The organism is Comamonas sp. MYb396, from assembly GCF_037479555.1.
Lineage (GTDB): Bacteria > Pseudomonadota > Gammaproteobacteria > Burkholderiales > Burkholderiaceae_C > Comamonas.
Genome location: NZ_JBBGYU010000012.1, coordinates 1 through 19,422, shown reverse-complemented (window position 1 = coordinate 19,422; position 19,422 = coordinate 1). Strand labels below are relative to the sequence as shown.

Here is a 19,422-nt window from a genome sequence, read left to right as displayed (position 1 = left end):
GTCAGACTTTTTCGAGAACCACGGCAATGCCCTGGCCCACGCCGATGCACATGGTGCACAGCGCGTAGCGGCCACCCAGTGCATGCAGCTGGTTGACTGCGGTGGTCGCGAGGCGTGCACCCGATGCGCCCAGCGGGTGACCCAGCGCAATCGCGCCGCCCCATTGGTTGACGCGCTGGTCGTCATCCGCAATGCCCAGGTCGCGCAGCACAGCCAGGCCTTGGGCGGCAAAGGCTTCATTCAGCTCGATGACATCCATGTCGGCCAAGCTCAGGCCGGCCAGTGCCAGCACCTTGCGCACGGCAGGCGCCGGGCCAAAGCCCATGATGCGTGGGGCCACACCGGCCGTCGCCATGGCCACCACCCGGGCGCGCGGGGTCAGGCCGTATTGCTGGGCGGCTTCTTCATTGGCCAGCAGCAAGGCGCAGGCGCCGTCGTTCACGCCCGAGGCATTGCCGGCCGTCACGGTACCGCCTTCGCGCACCACGCCCTTGAGCTTGGCCAGCGCCTCGATCGTGGTGGCGCGGGGGTGTTCGTCCTGGCTGATCACCAGTGCGTCGCCCTTTTTCTGCGCAATGGTCACGGCCACGATCTCGCGGGCCAGGTGGCCGGCAGCGATGGCCGCTGCGGCCTTTTGCTGCGAGGCCAGGGCCATGCGGTCCTGGGCGTCGCGCTCGATCTTGAAGTCGTCGGCCACGTTCTCGGCCGTCTCGGGCATGGAGTCCACGCCGTACAGCGCCTTCATCTGCTTGTTGACAAAGCGCCAGCCAATGGTGGTGTCGTAGACGGCATTGTTGCGGCTGAAGGCGGATTCGGCCTTGGGCATCACAAAGGGGGCGCGGCTCATCGATTCCACACCCCCCGCGATCATCAGGCGTGCTTCGCCGGACTTGATGGCGCGGGCAGCGGAGCCCACGGCATCCAGGCCCGAGCCGCAGAGGCGGTTGACGGTGGCGCCGGGCACCTCAATGGGCAGGCCCGCGAGCAGGCTGGACATGCGGGCCACATTGCGGTTGTCTTCGCCGGCCTGGTTGGCGCAGCCGTAGATCACATCGGTCACGGCCGTCCAGTCCACACCGGGGTTGCGCTCCATCAGCGCCTTGATGGGCACGGCGCCCAGGTCATCGGTGCGCACACCGGCAAGCGCGCCGCCGTAGCGGCCAAAGGGGGTGCGCACGGCGTCGCAGATATAGGCGTTGGTCATCTTGGTCTCCTTGGATGAATACAGATCGGCGCTGCGCTTACAGCAGGCTCAGGCCAATCATTTTTTCGAGTTCGGCCTTGTCCAGACCTGCAACGGTGTCGATGAGCTTGAGGCCTTGGGGCGTGACCTCGATGGTGGCCACATCGGTGTAGATGCGCTTGACGCAGCCAATGCCGGTCAGCGGGTAGCTGCATTGCTTGACGATCTTGCTCTCGCCCTTCTTGGTCAGCAGGTCCATCATTACCCAGGTCTGTTTGGCACCAATGGCCAGGTCCATCGCGCCGCCCACGGCCGGAATGGCACCGGCCTCACCGGTGCTCCAGTTGGCCAGGTCGCCGTTCTCGGCTACCTGGAAAGCGCCGAGCACGCAGATGTCGAGGTGACCGCCGCGCATCATCGCAAAGCTGTCGGCATGGTGAAAGAAGCTGCCACCCGCCAGCAAGGTGACGGGCTGCTTGCCGGCGTTGGTGAGGTCATAGTCTTCCTCGCCAGCGGCGGGTGCCGGGCCCATGCCCAGGATGCCGTTTTCCGACTGCAGGATGACTTCGCGGTCCTGGGGGATGTGGTTGGCCACGGCCGTCGGCTGGCCAATGCCCAGGTTCACGTAGGCGCCATCATGGATGTCCTGCGCCACGCGGGCGGCCAGTTCGTCTTTCGTGCGTTTTTGGTAGCTGCTCATGGTCTTGTCTCCTGCTTCAGGCTGTTTTTTTGAAGCCACCGGCTTGCGTGGCAACGCGCTCGATCTTGATGACCTGGTTGACATAGATACCAGGGGTGACCACGGCCTCCGGGTCGAGCTGGCCCAGCTCCACGATCTCATGCACGGTGGCCACGGTGTACTTCGCCGCAGTAGCCATCACCGGGCCAAAGTTGCGGGCCGATTTGCGGTAGGTGAGGTTGCCCCAGCGGTCGCCTTGCTCGGCCTTGATCAGCGCCACGTCGCCATAGATGGGGTACTCCAGCACATAGTGCTTGCCATTGATCTCGCGCGTTTCCTTGCCCGCGGCCAGCTCGGTGCCGTAGGCGGTGGGGCAGAAGAAGGCGCCGATGCCAGCTCCCGCAGCGCGCATGCGCTCGGCCAGATTGCCCTGGGGCACCACTTCGAGCTCGATCTTGCCGCTGCGGTAGAGCTCGTCAAACACATAGCTGTCGACCTGGCGCGGAAAGCTGCAAATGATCTTGCGCACGGCGCCGGTCTTGAGCAGCGCCGCCAGGCCCGTGTCGCCATTGCCAGCGTTGTTGTTGACCACCGTGAGGTCGCGCGCACCTTGCGCGATCAGGCCATCAATCAGGGCTGCGGGAATGCCGGCGGTGCCAAAGCCGCCGATGAGCACGGTCGAGCCGTCCTGGACGCGGCTGAGGGACTCGGCAATCGAGTCCGAAATCTTGTTGATCATCTTGTCTCCTGGTTCTGAACACGGGTCGCAACAGGCTGCTGATCCCGCTGCGGCATGGTCGCGCTGCGCTGGGGCAGTGCCTGTACCGCGTGCGACAAATGCAATGCCGAGGCTGCCTGCGCGAGACTTGGGAATGCATTTGAGAGGATCGGCGGCCCTTAGGGAGCTTCTGCAAAACTCCCTGCCGTGGTCTGCACGCGGGCTCGGGCGATCTGCGGCGTTGTCTTTCTTGTCAATAGCTGGCTATTGACTGCAAAAGACGCCTTGCATCTCATCCCGATCCGCGTCCATCCCGCTTGGCGAGGGTTTTGCAGAACCTCCCAGAGGCTCTTAGTAAAAATGTTCGTATATAGAACATTAGTTCGCTAAAAGAATTATAGACTGCCTGATAATCCGCTACCCGATGTCCCTGCGATTTGCTTTTGTATTGCCAGGGACCCGCTCCACGCCAACGACCAAGAATGCGGCCTATGAAAGAAGAAGACCCGACCCTCCGCCCCAGCGACAGCTATGTGCAGTCCTTCGCGCGCGGGCTGGAGGTCATCCGCAGCTTTGGCGCGGCCGCGCCCCGCCAGACCCTGACAGAAGTGGCCGAGGCCACCGGCATGACGCGGGCCGGGGCGCGCCGCATTCTGCTGACCTTGCAGACCCTGGGCTATGTGCGGGTGGAGGGCCGTTTGTTTGCGCTCACGCCGCGCATCCTGGATCTGGGCTTTGCCTATCTGTCGTCGATGCCGGTCTGGAACCTGGCCCAGCCGGTGATGGATGCACTGGTCGAGCAGACGCACGAGTCCTGCTCCATCGCCGTGCTCGATGGCCAGGATGTGGTCTACGTTTTGCGCGTGCACACGCACAAGATCATGAGCACCAACTTAGGCATGGGCTCGCGCCTGCCGAGCTTTTGGACCTCGCTCGGCCGGGTGCTGCTGGCCGAGCTGCCGCCGCAGGAGCTGCAGCCCTTGCTGGAGGGCCGCGACCGCACGATGTTCACCCGCTTCACCCTCCAGGACGATGCCCAGCTGCTGGCCGAGCTGGCCCAGGTGCGCGTGCAGGGCTGGTGTCTGCTCAACCAGGAGCTGGAAGAGGGCCTCACCTCGGTCGCGGCCCCCATCCGCAATGCCAGCGGCCAGGTCGTCGCTGCGATGAACATCAGCGGCCAGGCCAACCGCACCACGCCCGAGATCATGCAGGGCGAGCTGCTGCCCCAGCTCTTGCAGGCGGCCGGGCGCGTCTCGGGCCTGCTGGGCTACCAGCCGGGTCGGGGCATCGGCGGCAAGATAGCGCCACGCTGCTGAGCGGCGGGCGCCGTTGCGCGCTTGGGCCCCAGCCTCATCGTTCCCCCTTCGCTTTGATGCGCCCAGGCCGGTCGCGGGCTGCGGCTCGCCATGCCCTGGCCCCGGTAAGCCCTCTGTTGCTGGGGGCATTTCTCTGCTTTGAGCCGAGCCAAGCGCGGCCTGCGACGGCGCGCAGACAGCCCATGCGCTGCAGTTGCGGCGTTTCTTAACAAAACCTGAAGGCGCGTTAAGAAATCGCCTACTGTGGCTTTGTTGCTGCCTTGCATTCCTTTCTTAAAGATATGTAAATGAGAACCATTTTCCTCTTTAAGATGTGCGAGCTTTTCACGGTGGTAGCCAACCAGAGTGCGGATCTCCCATGCGGTACAGCCAGACCGAACACATACCAAGGCAATAAAAGGAACTGGAATGGCTTTCAAAACACAAGCCGTGGCAGCAGCAGTGGCGCTGTTGTGCACGGGCTATGCAGCGGCGCAGCAGGCGCCAGCTGAGACGACCTTGCAGGAAGTGCGCGTGCAGGGCGATACCGCAGCGGACGTGGGCTATGCAGCGCCCACGGCCAAGAGCGCCACCAAGATTGAAGCGCCTTTGCGCGACATTCCGCAAACGGTGAACGTGGTGCCCCAGCAGCTGATGCGCGACCAGGCCGTGCAGTCGATGCAGGACGTGCTCAAGGCCGTGCCCGGCATTGGCCTGTCGCATGGCGATGGCCAGCGCGACCAGGTGACGATCCGTGGCTTCTCGGCCATTGCCGACCAGTTTGTCGATGGCGTGCGCGATGACGCACTGTACTTCCGCGATCTGTCCAATGTCGAGCAGGTCGAAGTGCTCAAAGGCCCGGCATCGGTGCTGTATGGCCGGGGCTCTTCGGGTGGCTTGATCAATCGCATCACCAAGAAGCCTGGCATTGACCGCAGCGAAGTGGGCCTGACCCTGGGCAGCTGGAACCAGCGCCGGGGCGAGTTTGACCTGGCACGCGCGCCGCAGGACAGCATCGTCTCCTACCGCCTGACCGGCGCCATCGAGCGCGCTGACAGCTACCGCGACCAGCAGTTTCTGGACCGCAAAGCGCTGGCCGGCTCGGTGCAGTTCAAGTTCAGCGCGGACACGCAGCTGCTGCTGCAGGCCGACTACCTCAAGGACAGCCGCCTGACCGACTTCGGTATCCCCGCCTTCCAGGGCCGCCCGGTGAATGTGTCGCCCCGCACCTACTATGGCGCGGCCAATGCACGCGATACCGATGTCAGCACCTCGGAGGTGTACTCGGCCTCGGCCACCTTGAGCCACCGCTTCAACGACAGCCTGAGCCTGCGCAATGTGCTGCGCTACTACGACTACACACTGGACCGCAGCAACACCCTGGTCGGCTCGGTCAATGAGAAGGCGCAGACGGCGACCCTCAACCGTGGCCATCTGGAGCGCGACGAGCACGGCTTTTTCAACCAGCTGGAACTGACGCAGAAGCTGGACTTGGCGGGCATTCAGCACCAGATGCTGTACGGGCTGGAGTTGGGCCGCCAGAACAAGGGCCTGCTGAGCATCAACCAGAACAATGTGGGCACGGTGTCGCTGTTCAACCCGGTGCTGCCGGTCGTCTCACCGGTGCTGACGGCTGCACCGTCGGCCAACAACGACAGCGTCTTCAGCGTGGCCAGCGCCTATGTGCAGGACATGGTGACCCTGGCCCCGGAATGGAAGCTGCTGGCCGGCGTGCGCTATGACCGCTTCCGCCAGGAGACCGACAACTACACGCCAGGCAGCGTCAACCTGGGCCGCACCGATGTGGCCTGGAGCCCGCGCGTCGGCCTGGTCTACCAGCCCAGCAATGCGCTGTCGTACTACGTGTCGTTCAGCAAGTCCTTCCAGCCCTCGGGCGAGACCTTTGCGCTGGCAGCCAACAATGCCCAGCTGGCGCCTGAGAAGACCACCAGCCGCGAGGTCGGTGTGAAGTGGGATCTGCTCGACGGCAAGGCCAGCGCCAATGCCGCGCTGTTCGAGATCGAGCGCACCAATATCAAGAGCGTGGACCCCGTCAGCAACACCCTGGTGCCGCTGGGCGTGCAGCGCAGCCGAGGCCTGGAGCTGAGCTTTGCCGGTGACCTGTCGCAGGGCTGGCAGATCTGGTCGGGCTATGCCTACCTGCTGAGCGAGATGACCTCGTCACCTGCCGTCGATGCCGGCCAGGCCGTAGAAGGCAAGCGCGCCACCTTGACGCCCAAGCACAGCGCCAATATCTGGGTGACCAAAGCCCTGGGCCATGGCTTTGGCGCCGGTGGTGGCATCAACTATGTCGGCGCGCGTTTTGCCAACCCTGGCAATACCGTTGTGCTGCCGGGCTACGTCACCCTGGATGCCATGGCCTACTACCGCCTGAACAACGTGGACCTGCAGCTCAAGCTCAACAACCTGCTGGACAAGCGCTACATCGTGGCCGGCCACGGCTCCTCGCCCAACCTGAACCTGCCGGGCGCGCCGCGCTCGGTGCAACTGGTGGCGCGTTACCGCTTCTAAGCTGCAAGGCTGGAATAGAAAAAGGCCATCTGCCGTGCGGCGGATGGCCTTTTGTCGTTGTGGGTGTTGCGGTGAGAGGCTTAGTCGATATTGCCCAGGCCTTGGAGGTTGCCGAAACGGTCGCGGATTTGGATCCAGGTGCTGCCCTGGTTCAGCAGCGGCAGCGAGAATCCAAAGTTGTTGGTTGACAACTCGTTGGGAGGTGGGCCGGCCTTGGTGCAGGACACGAAATCGGGGCGGGCCGGATACTTTTGCTCGCAGCTCACCGAGCCATCGGAAGAAATCACTACGCCGTTGCTTTCCTGGTTGAACACCAGATGGGTGCGCTGGATCGGCCAGTACCATTCGCCAAACAGCTTGTCAGCGAGGGAAGTCTGGCTATCCAGTCGCATGCGCACAATAGCCTTGGGTTCCTCTCCAGGGAATGTCACTGTGCCCTTCTGCGACACATGGGGTGTTTGCTGTTCACGGTTCAGCGCTAGCTCAATGCGTACCGAACCTGCATTGGCCACCATCTGCGCCGATTGAGCGGCACCGCCCAGGCTGCGCCCGCCGGCGTACTGGCTCAATGCAAACTCGGCGCGCGAGGCCAGCGTATTCACCCCGGTACTGCCATAGCTGCCGCTGCCCATATGGAACGTGGGCTGGCCATTGGCGCCATAGTTAAAGACCTGCAGCACCATCGTCGAATTTTGTACATCCAGCGCCAGCCCGCGTCCTGGCTTGCCGGTCAGCTCATCTTGCACAATCCAGGTGCCATTGACCGGCATCCACTGGTGGGTAGCAGTCGGGGGTGGGCCTAGGGTGTACGCGCCTGGAATCGAATACTCCCAATAGTTTTGCTGCTGCCGCTCGCCATTGACGTGGTTGATGGCCGTTTCACTTTGCCCAATCAGCGGCAGCTGCAGCTCTGGCGCATTTTTCATCGTGGCATGGCCTGCAATCTGACCGCCCACGATTTGAAAACGCAGGCTTGCAATGTCGCTGTTGCTGTCCGTGGACTGGCACAGGAATTCACCATGCTCGGCATCCAGCGTGCAGGGCACTGTGCTATCAACACCCTTCTCATCTATCCGCTCCACCAGTTCTGGAAGATCTTGCGCATTGCGCTGGAGCATGGCCCACCGGTATGTCTTGAGCTGCAGATTCTCATCCAAGATAAGCAGATGCAAGCCGCGCAGGCCCACCTGTGCCAGCGGGTTGCTGAGGCTTGGCGTCAGCTCCTTAATCGCAAAGCGCTCCATAGCCACTGGTGCTTCGCCCGGAAACTGCACCGTTCCCTTCAAACCATTGCGGAAGGACACCGTCACACTGCCGGGCGAGCTGTCTTCCAAAGCATCACGCGCTTCGCTGCCAAAGCTGCGCCCGCCGGTATAGCGGACGAGTGGGGCAGTGATGCTGTTGCCGTCCAACTGCCCGGTTGCGGTGTAGAACGTGGCATCGCCATTTTTCTCGTAGCCAAACACCTGCATAAAAAAGGTATTGCCTTGCACATCGATGGCCAGGCCACGGCCAGGTTTGCCATCGATCTCGCTGCTGACGATCCAGGTGCCCGCTTGGGGTGTGAAGTCGCGTGCGGCCCAGCTGTTGGCGCTGAAGACCAGCAAGGACGCAATCGCTAGCGAAGAAAAGCGCATGGTGTTTCCATCTCCCGGGTTATTGGCTTATTTACCAGTTGGATCATAACGAATAGGTACGCAAGCTAGCTGTCAGGGAAGCGTTGATAATGGTGCCGCCTCTCCATCCGCCGTCCTCGCCCATTACGCCTATGGCCCGCCTTCCCCGACTCAGCATTCCTGACATGCCGCACCATGTGCTGCACCGGGGCAACAACCGGCAGACGGTTTTTGTCGATGACGAGGATTTCCGACATTTCGGCGATTTGCTGCGCCAGCTGGCGCAGACCCATCTGGTGGCAGTGCATGCCTTTGTGCTGATGCCCAACCATTTCCATCTGCTCTTAACACCTCAGACCGAGCAGGGCCTGCCGCTCTTGATGCAGGCGCTGGGCCGGGCCTATGTGCGTTATTTCAATGCCCGGCACGGGCGCAGCGGCACCTTGTGGGAAGGGCGCTACCGCTCGACGGTGCTTGAACCGGCCGAGCCGTTGCTGCAATGCATCATCTATATCGATTCCAACCCGCAGCGTGCAGGCCTGGTCGCCAAGGCGGAAGACTACCCCTGGTCCAGCTGCGCGCACCATTTTGGTGCAAAACCGCTGGCTTGGCTGCGCGATCCGGCCGCTTTCTGGGCCTTGGGCAACACCCCCTTTGCGCGGGAGGCCCGTTATGCCCAAATGCTGGCCTATGGCCTGTCGCAGCGCGACTCCCGGGCGCTGACAGATGCAGTTCAGGGCGGCTGGGCGATGGGCAGTGAGGACTTTGTGCAATCCCTGCAGTCCAAAACGGTGCGCAGGCTGCACAAAAAGAGTGCGGGCCGTCCCCGTCTGCTAGCTCCTTCCGACGAATGAATTAAAAATGTCATATAAATCAACGATAATTTTGCCAATTTAAATATGACCCTAATTAATTGTTGAGAAAAATCATTTGAAAATAATTGGTATCTGACCCTAAATAAAAATCTTGCTCGGGTATTGCCAGCTGCTCTACATTGACCTTCCCGCGATAGATTATTTGAAGGATTGCGCCATGTCGGCTTCTGCACGCGAGCACATGCAAGCTCAGGGTCTGTATGACCCGACTCTGGAACACGATGCCTGCGGCGTCGGTTTTGTGGCCCACATCAAGGGCCAGAAGAGCCATGCCATCGTGACCCAGGCTCTGAAGATTCTGGAGAACCTGGACCACCGGGGTGCGGTGGGTGCCGACAAGCTGATGGGTGATGGCGCCGGTATCCTGATCCAGCTGCCCGATGCGCTCTACCGCGACGAGATGGCCGCCCAGGGCGTCAAGCTGCCGCCGTTTGGTGAATACGGCGTGGGCATGGTGTTTTTGCCCAAGGAGCATGCATCGCGTCTGGCCTGCGAGGAAGAGCTGGAGCGCGCCATCAAGGCCGAAGGCCAGGTGCTGCTGGGCTGGCGCGATGTGCCGGTCAACCGCGAAATGCCAATGTCGCCTACGGTGCGCGAGAAAGAGCCTGTCATCCGCCAGGTGTTCATCGGCCGTGGCGCCGATGTGATCGTGCAGGATGCGCTGGAGCGCAAGCTGTATGTGATCCGCAAGACCGCCAGCGCGGCGATCCAGAACCTGCAGCTCAAGTACAGCAAAGAGTACTACGTGCCCAGCATGAGCAGCCGCACCGTGATCTACAAGGGTCTGCTGCTGGCCGACCAGGTGGGCACCTACTTCCGCGATCTGGAAGATGAGCGCTGCGTCTCAGCGCTGGGTCTGGTGCACCAGCGCTTCTCGACCAACACCTTCCCCGAATGGCCACTGGCCCACCCTTACCGCTATGTGGCGCACAACGGTGAAATCAACACCGTCAAGGGCAACTACAACTGGATGCGTGCCCGCGAAGGCGTGATGAGCTCGCCCGTGCTGGGCAATGACCTGCAAAAGCTCTACCCGATCAGCTTTGCGCACCAGTCCGACACGGCCACCTTCGACAACTGCCTGGAGCTGCTGACCATGGCAGGCTACCCTCTGGCCCAGGCCGTGATGATGATGATCCCCGAGCCATGGGAACAGCACGCCACGATGGATTCGCGCCGCCGCGCTTTCTATGAATACCATGCCGCGATGATCGAGCCCTGGGATGGCCCCGCATCGATCGTGTTCACCGATGGCCGCCAGATTGGCGCCACCCTGGACCGCAACGGCCTGCGCCCTGCCCGCTACTGCGTGACCGACGATGACTTCGTCATCATGGGCTCCGAATCGGGCGTGCTGCCTGTGCCCGAGCACAAGATCGTGCGCAAGTGGCGCCTGCAGCCCGGCAAGATGTTCCTGATCGATCTGGACCAGGGCCGCTTGATCGACGACGAAGAAGTCAAGTCCTCGCTGACCAATGCCAAGCCCTATATGCGCTGGATCGAAGACCTGCGCATCCGCCTGGACGATGTGGAAAAGCCCGTAGCCGGCGAGTCGCAGGTCGACCAGCAGGCCAAGGCCTCGCAAGAGTTCGGCGCGATTGCCGATGAGCAGCAGTCGCCCGAGTTGCTGGACCTGCAGCAGGCCTTTGGCTACACCCAGGAAGACATCAAGTTCCTGATGAGCCCGATGGCCGCCAACGGCGAAGAAGGCATTGGCTCGATGGGCAATGACAGCCCGCTGGCTGTGCTCTCGGACAAGAACAAGCCGCTGTACAACTACTTCCGCCAGATGTTCGCGCAGGTGACCAACCCGCCGATCGATCCGATCCGTGAAGCGATTGTGATGAGCCTGGTGTCCTTCATCGGCCCCAAGCCCAACCTGCTCGACATCAACCAGGTGAACCCACCGCTGCGTCTGGAAGTGACCCAGCCGGTGCTGGACTTCACCGACATGGTCAAGCTGCGCAACATCCGCTCGCATACCGCTGGCAAGTTCAGCTCGGCCGTGCTCGACATCACCTACCCGCTGGAATGGGGCAGTGAAGGCGTGGAAGCGCGCCTGGCTTCGCTGTGCGCACAAGCGGTTGATGCGATCAAGACCGGCAACAACATCCTGATCATCAGCGACAAGGGTGTCAGCAAGGACCGCGTGGCCATCCAGGCACTGCTGGCGCTGTCGGCCATCCACCAGCACCTGATCCGCGAAGGCCTGCGTACGGCCTGTGGTCTGGTGGTGGAAACCGGCACCGCCCGCGAAGTGCACCACTTCGGCGTGCTGGCCGGCTACGGTGCCGAAGCCGTGCACCCCTACCTGGCGCTCGAGACGATCACCTCGATCCACAAGCACCTGCCCGGCGATCTGTCGGCAGACAAGGCGATCTACAACTACATCAAGGCCATCGGCAAGGGTCTGTCCAAGATCATGTCGAAGATGGGTGTGTCCACCTACATGTCCTACTGCGGTGCGCAGCTGTTCGAGGCCGTCGGCATCAACAGCGAAACCATCGACAAGTACTTCACCGGCACCTCCAGCCGCGTCGAAGGCCTGGGCGTGTTCGAGATCGGTGAAGAAGCCATCCGCCGCCACAAGGCAGCCTTTGGCAACGACCCGGTGCTGGCCACCATGCTGGACACCGGTGGCGAATACGCCTGGCGTGCCCGGGGTGAAGAGCATATGTGGAGCCCCGATGCGATTGCCAAGCTGCAGCACTCGACCCGCGCCAACAGCTTCAACACCTACAAGGAATACGCGCAGCTGATCAACGACCAGAGCAAGCGCCACATGACCTTGCGCGGCCTGTTCGAGTTCAAGATCGACCCTGCCAAGGCCATCCCGGTCGAGCAGGTCGAATCGGCGGCCGAGATCGTCAAGCGCTTTGCCACCGGCGCCATGTCGCTGGGCTCGATCAGTACCGAGGCCCATGTGACCCTGGCCGTGGCGATGAACCGCATCGGCGGCAAGAGCAACACCGGCGAAGGCGGTGAAGACCCCGCCCGTTACCGCAATGAGTTGAAGGGTATCCCGATCAAGCAGGGCGAGTCGCTGGCGTCGATCATCGGCAAGGACCAGATCGAATCGGACTACGTGCTGCAAGACGGCGACAGCCTGCGCTCGCGCATCAAGCAAGTGGCATCGGGCCGCTTTGGTGTGACGGCCGAGTACCTGGCCTCTGCGGACCAGATCCAGATCAAGATGGCGCAGGGTGCCAAGCCCGGTGAAGGCGGCCAGCTGCCAGGCGGCAAGGTGACCGAGTACATCGGCAAGCAGCGCTACTCGGTGCCGGGTGTGGGCCTGATCTCTCCCCCACCGCACCACGACATCTACTCGATCGAGGACTTGGCCCAGCTCATCCACGACCTGAAGAACGTCGCCACCCATTCGTCGATCAGCGTCAAGCTGGTGTCCGAAGTGGGCGTGGGCACCATTGCCGCCGGCGTTGCCAAGTGCAAGGCCGACCATGTGGTGATCGCCGGCCATGACGGCGGCACGGGCGCATCGCCCTGGTCGTCGATCAAGCATGCGGGCTCGCCTTGGGAAATCGGCCTGGCCGAAACCCAGCAGACCCTGGTGCTCAACGGCCTGCGCAGCCGTATCCGTGTGCAGGCAGACGGTCAGATGAAGACCGGCCGCGACGTGGTGATCGGTGCGCTGCTGGGCGCCGATGAGTTCGGCTTTGCCACCGCACCGCTGGTGGTCGAGGGCTGCATCATGATGCGCAAGTGCCACCTCAACACCTGCCCGGTGGGTGTGGCCACGCAAGATCCCGAGCTGCGCAAGAAATTCAGCGGCAAGCCCGAGCATGTGGTGAACTTCTTCTTCTTCATCGCCGAAGAAGCGCGCCAGATCATGGCCCAGCTGGGTATCTCCAAGTTCGACGACCTGGTGGGCCGTGCCGATCTGTTGGACATGAAGGCCGGTATCACCCACTGGAAGGCCAAGGGCCTGGACTTCAACCGCCTGCTGGCCCGTGCCGAAGTGGCGGACGATGTACCGCTCTACCACACGCAAAACCAGGACCATGGTCTGGAAAAGGCCTTCGACAACATCCTGATCGAGAAGTCGCGCCCAGCCATCGACAAGGGCGAGCGGGTCAAGATCCTGGAGACCGTGCGCAATGTGAACCGCACCGTGGGCGCCATGCTCTCGGGCGCGGTGACCAAGGTGCATGCCGAAGGCCTGCCTGACGACACCATCCACATCCGTGTCGAAGGCACGGGCGGCCAGTCCTTTGGCGCCTTCCTGTGCAACGGCATCACCCTGTACCTGGTGGGGGACGCGAACGACTACACCGGCAAGGGCCTGTCCGGCGGCCGCGTGGTGGTGCGCCCTAGCCTGGATTTCCGTGGCGAAGCGCACAAGAACATCATCGTCGGCAACACCGTGATGTATGGCGCGACCACCGGTGAGGCTTTCCTGAGCGGCGTGGCTGGCGAGCGCTTTGCAGTGCGCCTGTCGGGTGCCACGGCAGTCGTCGAAGGCACGGGTGACCATGGTTGCGAATACATGACCGGCGGCACCGTGCTGGTGCTGGGCAAGACCGGCCGCAACTTTGCAGCCGGCATGAGCGGTGGCGTGGCCTACGTCTATGACGAAGACGGCCAGTTCGCCAGCCGCTGCAACACGACGATGGTGACCATGGACAAGGTGCTGAGCCAGTCCGAGCAAGAGGCCAGCATCGACAAGGGCATCTGGCACAACGGCCAGACCGACGAAGCGCAGCTCAAGCGCCTGCTCGCCGACCACCTGCGTTGGACCGGCAGCAAGCGTGCCCGTGATCTGCTGGACAACTGGGCGGAAGTGCGCAGCAAGTTCGTCAAGGTCTTCCCGACCGAGTACAAGCGCGCGCTGGGTGAGATCCATGCCCGCGCCGAAGCCAAGGCGCAGGTCGCTAAGGCCAAGACCTCGGCCAAGAAGAGTGTGGACGCCGCCGCAAAGTGAGGCCCCTGGCGGCCTGGCCGCCAAGCACCCAGCCCCTTATTAATGACCACGATTGCTGTCCCCGCCAACGCGGCGCGGGCAGCAGCCAAGCAAGAGATCCGATCATGGGAAAAGTCACAGGCTTTATGGAATTTGCGCGTATCGACGAGGGTTATGCACCCGTTGAAGATCGCCTCAAGCACTACAAGGAATTTGTTGTTGGCCTGAACTCGCAGCAGGCCAAGCAGCAAGGCGCCCGTTGCATGGACTGCGGCACGCCGTTCTGCAACAGCGGCTGCCCGGTCAACAACATCATTCCGGATTTCAACGATCTGGTGTACCGCGCCGATTGGGCGGCAGCCTTTCATGTGCTGGACTCGACCAACAACTTCCCCGAGTTCACCGGCCGCATCTGCCCCGCGCCTTGCGAAGCAGCCTGCGTGCTGAACATCAACAACGACCCGGTGGGCATCAAGTCCATCGAGCACGCCATCATTGACCGTGCCTGGGAAGAGGGCTGGGTGCAGGCGCGCCCCGCCAAGCACCAAAGCGGCAAGAAAGTGGCCGTGGTCGGCTCCGGCCCTGCCGGCATGGCCGCTGCCCAGCAGTTGGCCCGTGCAGGCCATGCGGTGACCCTGTTCGAAAAGAACGACCGCATCGGCGGCCTGCTGCGCTACGGCATCCCTGACTTCAAGCTCGACAAGCTGCACATCGACCGCCGCGCCGCCCAGCTGCAAGCCGAAGGCGTGACCATCCGCACCGGCGTGCTGGTGGCGGGCAAGGACGGCCTGGGCAAGGACAGCAAGGTCACCAACTGGGCCAAGGAAACCGTCTCGCCCGAGCAGCTCAAGTCCGAGTTCGACGCGGTGCTGCTGACCGGCGGCTCCGAGCAGTCGCGCGATCTGCCCGTGCCCGGCCGTGAGCTGGACGGCGTGCACTACGCGATGGAGTTCCTGCCCCAGCAAAACAAGATCAATGCCGGCGACAAGCTCAAGGGCCAGATCCGTGCGGATGGCAAGGACGTCATCGTCATCGGCGGTGGCGACACCGGCAGTGACTGCGTGGGCACCAGCAACCGCCACGGCGCCAAGAGCGTCACCCAGTTCGAGGTGATGCCCATGCCGCCCGAAGAGGAAAACAAGCCCCTGGTCTGGCCCTACTGGCCGATCAAGCTGCGCACCAGCTCCAGCCATGAAGAGGGTGCCGTGCGTGAGTTCGCGATCTCGACCAAGACCTTCAACGGCGACAAGGGCAAGGTCAAGAGCCTGACCACCGTGCAGGTCGAGTTCAAGGACGGCAAGCTGAGCGAAGTCAAGGGCTCCGAAAAGGAATGGCCCGCCGACCTGGTGCTGCTGGCCATGGGCTTTGTGAACCCGGTCTCGCCGGTGCTGGAGGCCTTTGGCGTCGACAAGGACGCCCGTGGCAACGCCCGCGCCACCACCGACTTCACAGGCGGCTACGCCACCAATGTGGACAAAGTATTTGCCGCTGGCGACATGCGCCGTGGCCAGTCGCTGGTGGTCTGGGCCATCCGCGAAGGCCGCCAGGCTGCCCGCTCCATCGACGAGTACCTGATGGGCTGGAGCGATCTGCCGCGCTAAAACCGCTAGCTACTCACCCACCCAAGACCGCAGCCGAGGCTGCGGTCTTTTTTTTGTGCCTGCTCGGCCTGAGAATATCCGAGATATTCAGCATACCCCCAGGGGGTACCTGGGGTTTTCATCTATTTTTCATATGTAATTTTTATAAATTACATTTATACTCTGGCCCAGTACCTGAGTTTGGCGTGCTTTTGCGCCGTTGCGAACACCGCCTGCCATGCCCCATAACGCCGAAGACAAGCACCGCGCCATCACCCGCCTGCGCCGCATCAAGGGCCAGGCGGAGGCCTTGGAGCGGGCGGTGGAGGCGGGCAGTGATTGCGCCCCCATCCTGCAGCAGCTCGCCGCCATGCGCGGGGCCGTACACGGCCTGATGGCCGACTTGCTCGATGGCCATATGCGCGAGACCATGGCCAAGCAGCCGGCGCCATCGCAAGCGGACATTGACGAAATGCTGTCGCTGCTGCGTTCGTACCTCAAATAGGCCTGTGGTCGTGACCGCGCCTGACTGTTTTCCCCCGTTTTTGACCCAAGGAGTCCACCCATGAAATCCCGCGCCGCTGTTGCCTTCAAAGCCGGAGAGCCTTTGCAGATTGTCGAGATCGACGTTGCGCCGCCCCAGAAGGGCGAAGTGCTGGTCAGGATCACCCACACGGGCGTGTGCCACACGGATGCCTTCACCTTGAGCGGTGATGACCCCGAAGGCATCTTCCCGGCGGTGCTGGGCCATGAAGGCGCCGGCATCGTGGTGGAAGTGGGCGAGGGCGTCACCAGCGTCAAGCCGGGCGACCACGTGATTCCGCTGTACACGGCAGAGTGCGGCGAATGCCTGTTCTGCAAGAGTGGCAAGACCAACCTCTGCGTGGCGGTGCGCGCCACCCAGGGCAAGGGTGTGATGCCCGATGGCACCACGCGCTTTAGCTACAACGGCGAGCCGATCTACCACTACATGGGCTGCTCCACGTTCTCGGAGTACACCGTGGTGGCAGCGGTGTCGCTGGCCAAGGTCAACCCCGATGCCAATCCCGAGCAGGTCTGCCTGCTGGGCTGTGGCGTGACCACCGGCCTGGGCGCTGTCAAGAACACCGCCAAGGTGCAAGATGGCGATACCGTGGCCGTGTTCGGTCTGGGTGGCATTGGCCTGGCGGTAATCCAGGGCGCGCAGCTGGCCAAGGCCGGCCGCATCATTGCGGTGGACACCAACCCCGGCAAGTTCGAGCTGGCCAAGACCTTTGGCGCGACCGACTGCATCAACCCCAAGGATTTCGACAAGCCGATCCAGCAAGTGATCGTCGAGATGACCGGCTGGGGCGTGGACCACAGCTTTGAATGCATCGGCAGCACGCAGGTGATGCGTGCAGCGCTGGAATGCGCGCACCGTGGCTGGGGCCAGAGCGTGATCATCGGCGTGGCGGGCGCGGGCCAGGAAATCTCTACCCGTCCCTTCCAGCTGGTGACCGGCCGCAAGTGGCTGGGCACCGCGTTTGGCGGCGTCAAGGGGCGCAGCGAGCTGCCCGGCATGGTCGAAGACGCGATGGCCGGCAAGATCAAGCTCGAGCCCTTTGTCACCCACACCATGGGCCTGGCCAAGATCAACGAGGCTTTCGACCTGATGCATGAAGGCAAGTCGATCCGCTCGGTGGTCAATTACGCCAGCTAAGCACTGCTGGCCGAAGCTGACCAGCGCCGGCTGCCAGCATGCGCTGCAATAGTCCTGCGCAGCGCTGGCGGCGCTGCCAGGGGCGACAATGCGAGGCTTGTTGTCCCTGCGGCCCGGCCCGCACCATTGAAATCCATGTCTTTTACCTCTCTTGGCCTTGCTCCGTCGCTGGCCCACGCTGCCCAGGCCCATGGCCTGATTGCACCCACGGCCATCCAGACCCAAGCCATTCCGGCCATTCTGGACGGGCGTGACCTGCTGGGCTGCGCGCCGACCGGCTCGGGCAAGACGGCGGCCTATGTGCTGCCCCTGATGCAGGCCTGGATGCTGAGCGACGCGGCAGGCCAGGCGGGCCGCCACGAGACGCAGGCCTTGATCCTGGTGCCCACGCGCGAGCTGGCCACCCAGGTGGCCGAGCTGGTCTATTTTGTTGGCGAGTCCCTGGGCCGCCGCCCCAAGGTGGCCGTGCTCACCGGTGGTGTCTCCATCAATCCCCAGCTGCTGGCCCTGCGTGGCGGCGTGGATCTGGTGATTGCCACGCCCGGGCGCCTGCTCGATGTGGTGGCGCACAGCAAGCTGCGGCTGGACACCATCAGCACCCTGGTGCTGGACGAGGCCGACCGCTTGATGGACCTGGGTTTTGCCGAGGAGCTGCAAAGCGTGCTGGGCCTGGTGCCCGCGCGTGAGCAGCGCCAGACCCTGCTGCTGTCGGCCACCTTTGCCCCGGCGGTGCAGGCGCTGGTGCCCACCTTGCTGCGTGCCACGCATGAGACGGTGGAGATCGCCTCGACCCACCTGCAGGATGCCACCATCGTGCAGGAGGCCTACTACCTCGATGCCGCCAAGCGCACGGCCTGGCTGCGTGAGCTGGTCACCCAGTACACCGGCCAGCGCATGCTGGTGTTTGTGGCCAGCCGCTACAGCGCCGAGCATGTAGCCAACAAGCTCTATGACAAGGGCATCAGCGCCACCGCCTTCCATGGCGAGCTGAGCCAGGGCGCGCGCCAGCAGGTGCTGCAGGAGTTCCGCAGCAGCCAGTGGCAGGTGCTGGTCACCACCGATCTGGCCGCGCGTGGCATCCATGTCGAGGCACTGCCCCTGGTGATCAACTACGACCTGCCGCGCTCGCCCACCGATTACACCCACCGCATCGGTCGTACCGGCCGGGCTGGTATCTCGGGCCTGGCCATCAGCCTGGTGACCCCCGCCAGCCTGGCGCACTGGAAGCTGATTGCCAAGCGCAATGGGCTCGATGTGGCGCTGCAGACGCTGGACCAGTACCCGGTCACCGAAGCGGTGCCCGCGCATGCGCCCTCTGAAGACGCCGGCAATGGCGGCATCAAGGGCAAGCGCATGAGCAAGAAAGACAAGCTGCGTGCAGCGGCTGCCCAGGCCGCATCCCCGCAACCCCCTAGCGAAGGAAATTCCGATGTCTGAAGCCCAAGCCAGCCTCAAGCTGCAGGCGGCCCATGCCTGCTTTGGCGGCGCCCAGCGTTTTTATGAGCATTTCTCCAGCCAGATCGGCCTGGCGATGAAGTTCTCGGTGTTTCTGCCGCCCAAGGCGGTGGAGGGCGAGAAAGTGCCCGCGCTGCTGTACCTGGCAGGCCTGACCTGTACCGAAGAGACCTTCATGACCAAGGCCGGCGCCCAGCGCCTGGCGGCGTCGCTGAACGTGGCCCTGGTGACCTGCGACACCAGCCCGCGCGGCGCGGGCCTGCCTGGCGAGGCAGAGAGCTGGGATTTTGGCGTGGGGGCCGGTTTTTACCTGGATGCCACGGCCAAGCCCTGGGTGCTGCACTGGCGCATGGAAAGCTACATCCTCGAAGACCTGCTGCCGCTCTTGGGCGCCAAGCTGCCGATCGACCTGCAACGCCTGGGCATCTTTGGCCACAGCATGGGCGGCCATGGCGCGCTGACCCTGGCGCTGCGCCACCCCGGCGTGTTCAAGTCGGTTTCGGCCTTTGCGCCGATTGCCAATCCCATTAACTGCCCCTGGGGCCAGAAAGCCTTTGCCGGCTACCTGGGCGATAACCAGGCCGAATGGGCCAAGCACGATGCCACCGCCCTGATGGCGGCGCAAAAGCAGCCGCCATACCCGGCCGGCATCCTTATCGACCAGGGCCTGGCCGACAAGTTCTTGCTGGAAAAGCAGCTGCTGCCCGAAGCCTTTGAAGCCGCATGCGCCCAGGTCGGCCAGCCGCTGACCCTTCGCCGCCATGGCGGCTATGACCATGGCTACTACTTCATCCAGAGCTTTATCGACGAGCACCTGCGCTTTCACGTGAGCCAGCTGTAAACAAAGCCAGATACGCGGATTTCTGCCAGGCGCTGCAGCCCCACGGGGC

The 19,422-nt window shown here is 63.1% G+C and carries 13 protein-coding genes; 9 read left to right on the top strand and 4 right to left on the bottom strand.

All coding sequences use genetic code 11. From position 1 onward, the window contains the following. Position 1 precedes the first annotated feature (1 nt). The 3 genes from pcaF to WH265_RS22400 are packed head-to-tail and all read right to left on the bottom strand — an operon-like array spanning position 2 to position 2,601. Positions 2 to 1,204, bottom strand: coding sequence for a 3-oxoadipyl-CoA thiolase (gene pcaF / locus WH265_RS22410; protein ID WP_339559712.1), 1,203 nt, complete (start codon positions 1,202 to 1,204; stop codon positions 2 to 4). Between the two features lie 37 nt (positions 1,205 to 1,241). Then, positions 1,242 to 1,883, bottom strand: a complete 642-nt coding sequence (locus WH265_RS22405) for a 3-oxoacid CoA-transferase subunit B (protein ID WP_339559711.1) — start codon at positions 1,881 to 1,883, stop codon at positions 1,242 to 1,244. A gap of 16 nt (positions 1,884 to 1,899) precedes the next feature. Then, positions 1,900 to 2,601, bottom strand: a complete 702-nt coding sequence (locus tag WH265_RS22400) for a 3-oxoacid CoA-transferase subunit A (RefSeq protein WP_021026103.1) — start codon at positions 2,599 to 2,601, stop codon at positions 1,900 to 1,902. Positions 2,602 to 3,062: 461 nt separating this feature from the next. On the opposite strand from WH265_RS22400, the gene WH265_RS22395 reads away from it, so the two are divergent. Together WH265_RS22395 and WH265_RS22390 are read left to right on the top strand one after the other, a co-directional pair. Then, on the top strand, positions 3,063 to 3,896 hold the full coding sequence (locus WH265_RS22395) for an IclR family transcriptional regulator domain-containing protein (RefSeq protein ID WP_445228569.1): 834 nt from the start codon (positions 3,063 to 3,065) through the stop codon (positions 3,894 to 3,896). A 408-nt stretch (positions 3,897 to 4,304) separates the two neighbouring features. After that, positions 4,305 to 6,407: a TonB-dependent receptor gene (locus WH265_RS22390; RefSeq protein ID WP_339559709.1), complete on the top strand. Its 2,103-nt coding sequence runs from the start codon at positions 4,305 to 4,307 to the stop codon at positions 6,405 to 6,407. Positions 6,408 to 6,487: 80 nt separating this feature from the next. Here the strand turns inward: WH265_RS22390 and WH265_RS22385 are convergent, their stop codons facing one another. Next, positions 6,488 to 7,900: a hypothetical protein gene (locus tag WH265_RS22385; RefSeq protein ID WP_339559708.1), complete on the bottom strand. Its 1,413-nt coding sequence runs from the start codon at positions 7,898 to 7,900 to the stop codon at positions 6,488 to 6,490. 275 nt (positions 7,901 to 8,175) lie between these two features. On the opposite strand from WH265_RS22385, the gene WH265_RS22380 reads away from it, so the two are divergent. The 7 genes from WH265_RS22380 to fghA all read left to right on the top strand — a co-directional run bounded on the left by WH265_RS22380 (position 8,176) and on the right by fghA (position 19,373). Then, entirely contained in the window at positions 8,176 to 8,877 is a 702-nt protein-coding gene (locus WH265_RS22380) for a transposase (RefSeq protein WP_339559707.1), read from the top strand. Positions 8,878 to 9,055: 178 nt separating this feature from the next. Continuing rightward, a complete protein-coding gene (locus WH265_RS22375; protein WP_339559706.1) occupies positions 9,056 to 13,837 on the top strand; it encodes a glutamate synthase-related protein in 4,782 nt (1,593 codons plus the stop codon). A gap of 104 nt (positions 13,838 to 13,941) precedes the next feature. Beyond that, a complete protein-coding gene (locus WH265_RS22370; protein WP_339559705.1) occupies positions 13,942 to 15,417 on the top strand; it encodes a glutamate synthase subunit beta in 1,476 nt (491 codons plus the stop codon). Between the two features lie 217 nt (positions 15,418 to 15,634). Next, positions 15,635 to 15,901 (top strand): metal/formaldehyde-sensitive transcriptional repressor, encoded by a 267-nt coding sequence (locus tag WH265_RS22365; protein ID WP_021026096.1) that lies wholly within the window; start codon positions 15,635 to 15,637, stop codon positions 15,899 to 15,901. A gap of 60 nt (positions 15,902 to 15,961) precedes the next feature. Then, positions 15,962 to 17,077 carry an S-(hydroxymethyl)glutathione dehydrogenase/class III alcohol dehydrogenase gene (locus tag WH265_RS22360; protein ID WP_339559704.1) on the top strand — a complete coding sequence of 372 codons (1,116 nt, stop codon included), beginning with the start codon at positions 15,962 to 15,964 and terminating at the stop codon, positions 17,075 to 17,077. A gap of 135 nt (positions 17,078 to 17,212) precedes the next feature. Continuing rightward, positions 17,213 to 18,514, top strand: a complete 1,302-nt coding sequence (locus tag WH265_RS22355) for a DEAD/DEAH box helicase (protein ID WP_339559703.1) — start codon at positions 17,213 to 17,215, stop codon at positions 18,512 to 18,514. Beyond that, positions 18,507 to 19,373: an S-formylglutathione hydrolase gene (fghA, locus tag WH265_RS22350; RefSeq protein WP_339559702.1), complete on the top strand. Its 867-nt coding sequence runs from the start codon at positions 18,507 to 18,509 to the stop codon at positions 19,371 to 19,373. The genes WH265_RS22355 and fghA overlap by 8 nt, the downstream gene beginning before the upstream one ends. The last annotated feature ends 49 nt before the right edge of the window (positions 19,374 to 19,422 follow it).

Bases quoted from the DNA above. Each gene is read 5' to 3' on its own strand.
- pcaF (WP_339559712.1), bottom strand. From the start codon at position 1,204: ATGACCAACGCCTATATCTGCGACGCCGTGCGCACCCCCTTTGGCCGC.
- WH265_RS22405 (WP_339559711.1), bottom strand. From the start codon at position 1,883: ATGAGCAGCTACCAAAAACGCACGAAAGACGAACTGGCCGCCCGCGTG.
- WH265_RS22400 (WP_021026103.1), bottom strand. From the start codon at position 2,601: ATGATCAACAAGATTTCGGACTCGATTGCCGAGTCCCTCAGCCGCGTC.
- WH265_RS22395 (WP_445228569.1), top strand. From the start codon at position 3,063: ATGCGGCCTATGAAAGAAGAAGACCCGACCCTCCGCCCCAGCGACAGC.
- WH265_RS22390 (WP_339559709.1), top strand. From the start codon at position 4,305: ATGGCTTTCAAAACACAAGCCGTGGCAGCAGCAGTGGCGCTGTTGTGC.
- WH265_RS22380 (WP_339559707.1), top strand. From the start codon at position 8,176: ATGGCCCGCCTTCCCCGACTCAGCATTCCTGACATGCCGCACCATGTG.
- WH265_RS22375 (WP_339559706.1), top strand. From the start codon at position 9,056: ATGTCGGCTTCTGCACGCGAGCACATGCAAGCTCAGGGTCTGTATGAC.
- WH265_RS22370 (WP_339559705.1), top strand. From the start codon at position 13,942: ATGGGAAAAGTCACAGGCTTTATGGAATTTGCGCGTATCGACGAGGGT.
- WH265_RS22365 (WP_021026096.1), top strand. From the start codon at position 15,635: ATGCCCCATAACGCCGAAGACAAGCACCGCGCCATCACCCGCCTGCGC.
- WH265_RS22360 (WP_339559704.1), top strand. From the start codon at position 15,962: ATGAAATCCCGCGCCGCTGTTGCCTTCAAAGCCGGAGAGCCTTTGCAG.
- WH265_RS22355 (WP_339559703.1), top strand. From the start codon at position 17,213: ATGTCTTTTACCTCTCTTGGCCTTGCTCCGTCGCTGGCCCACGCTGCC.
- fghA (WP_339559702.1), top strand. From the start codon at position 18,507: ATGTCTGAAGCCCAAGCCAGCCTCAAGCTGCAGGCGGCCCATGCCTGC.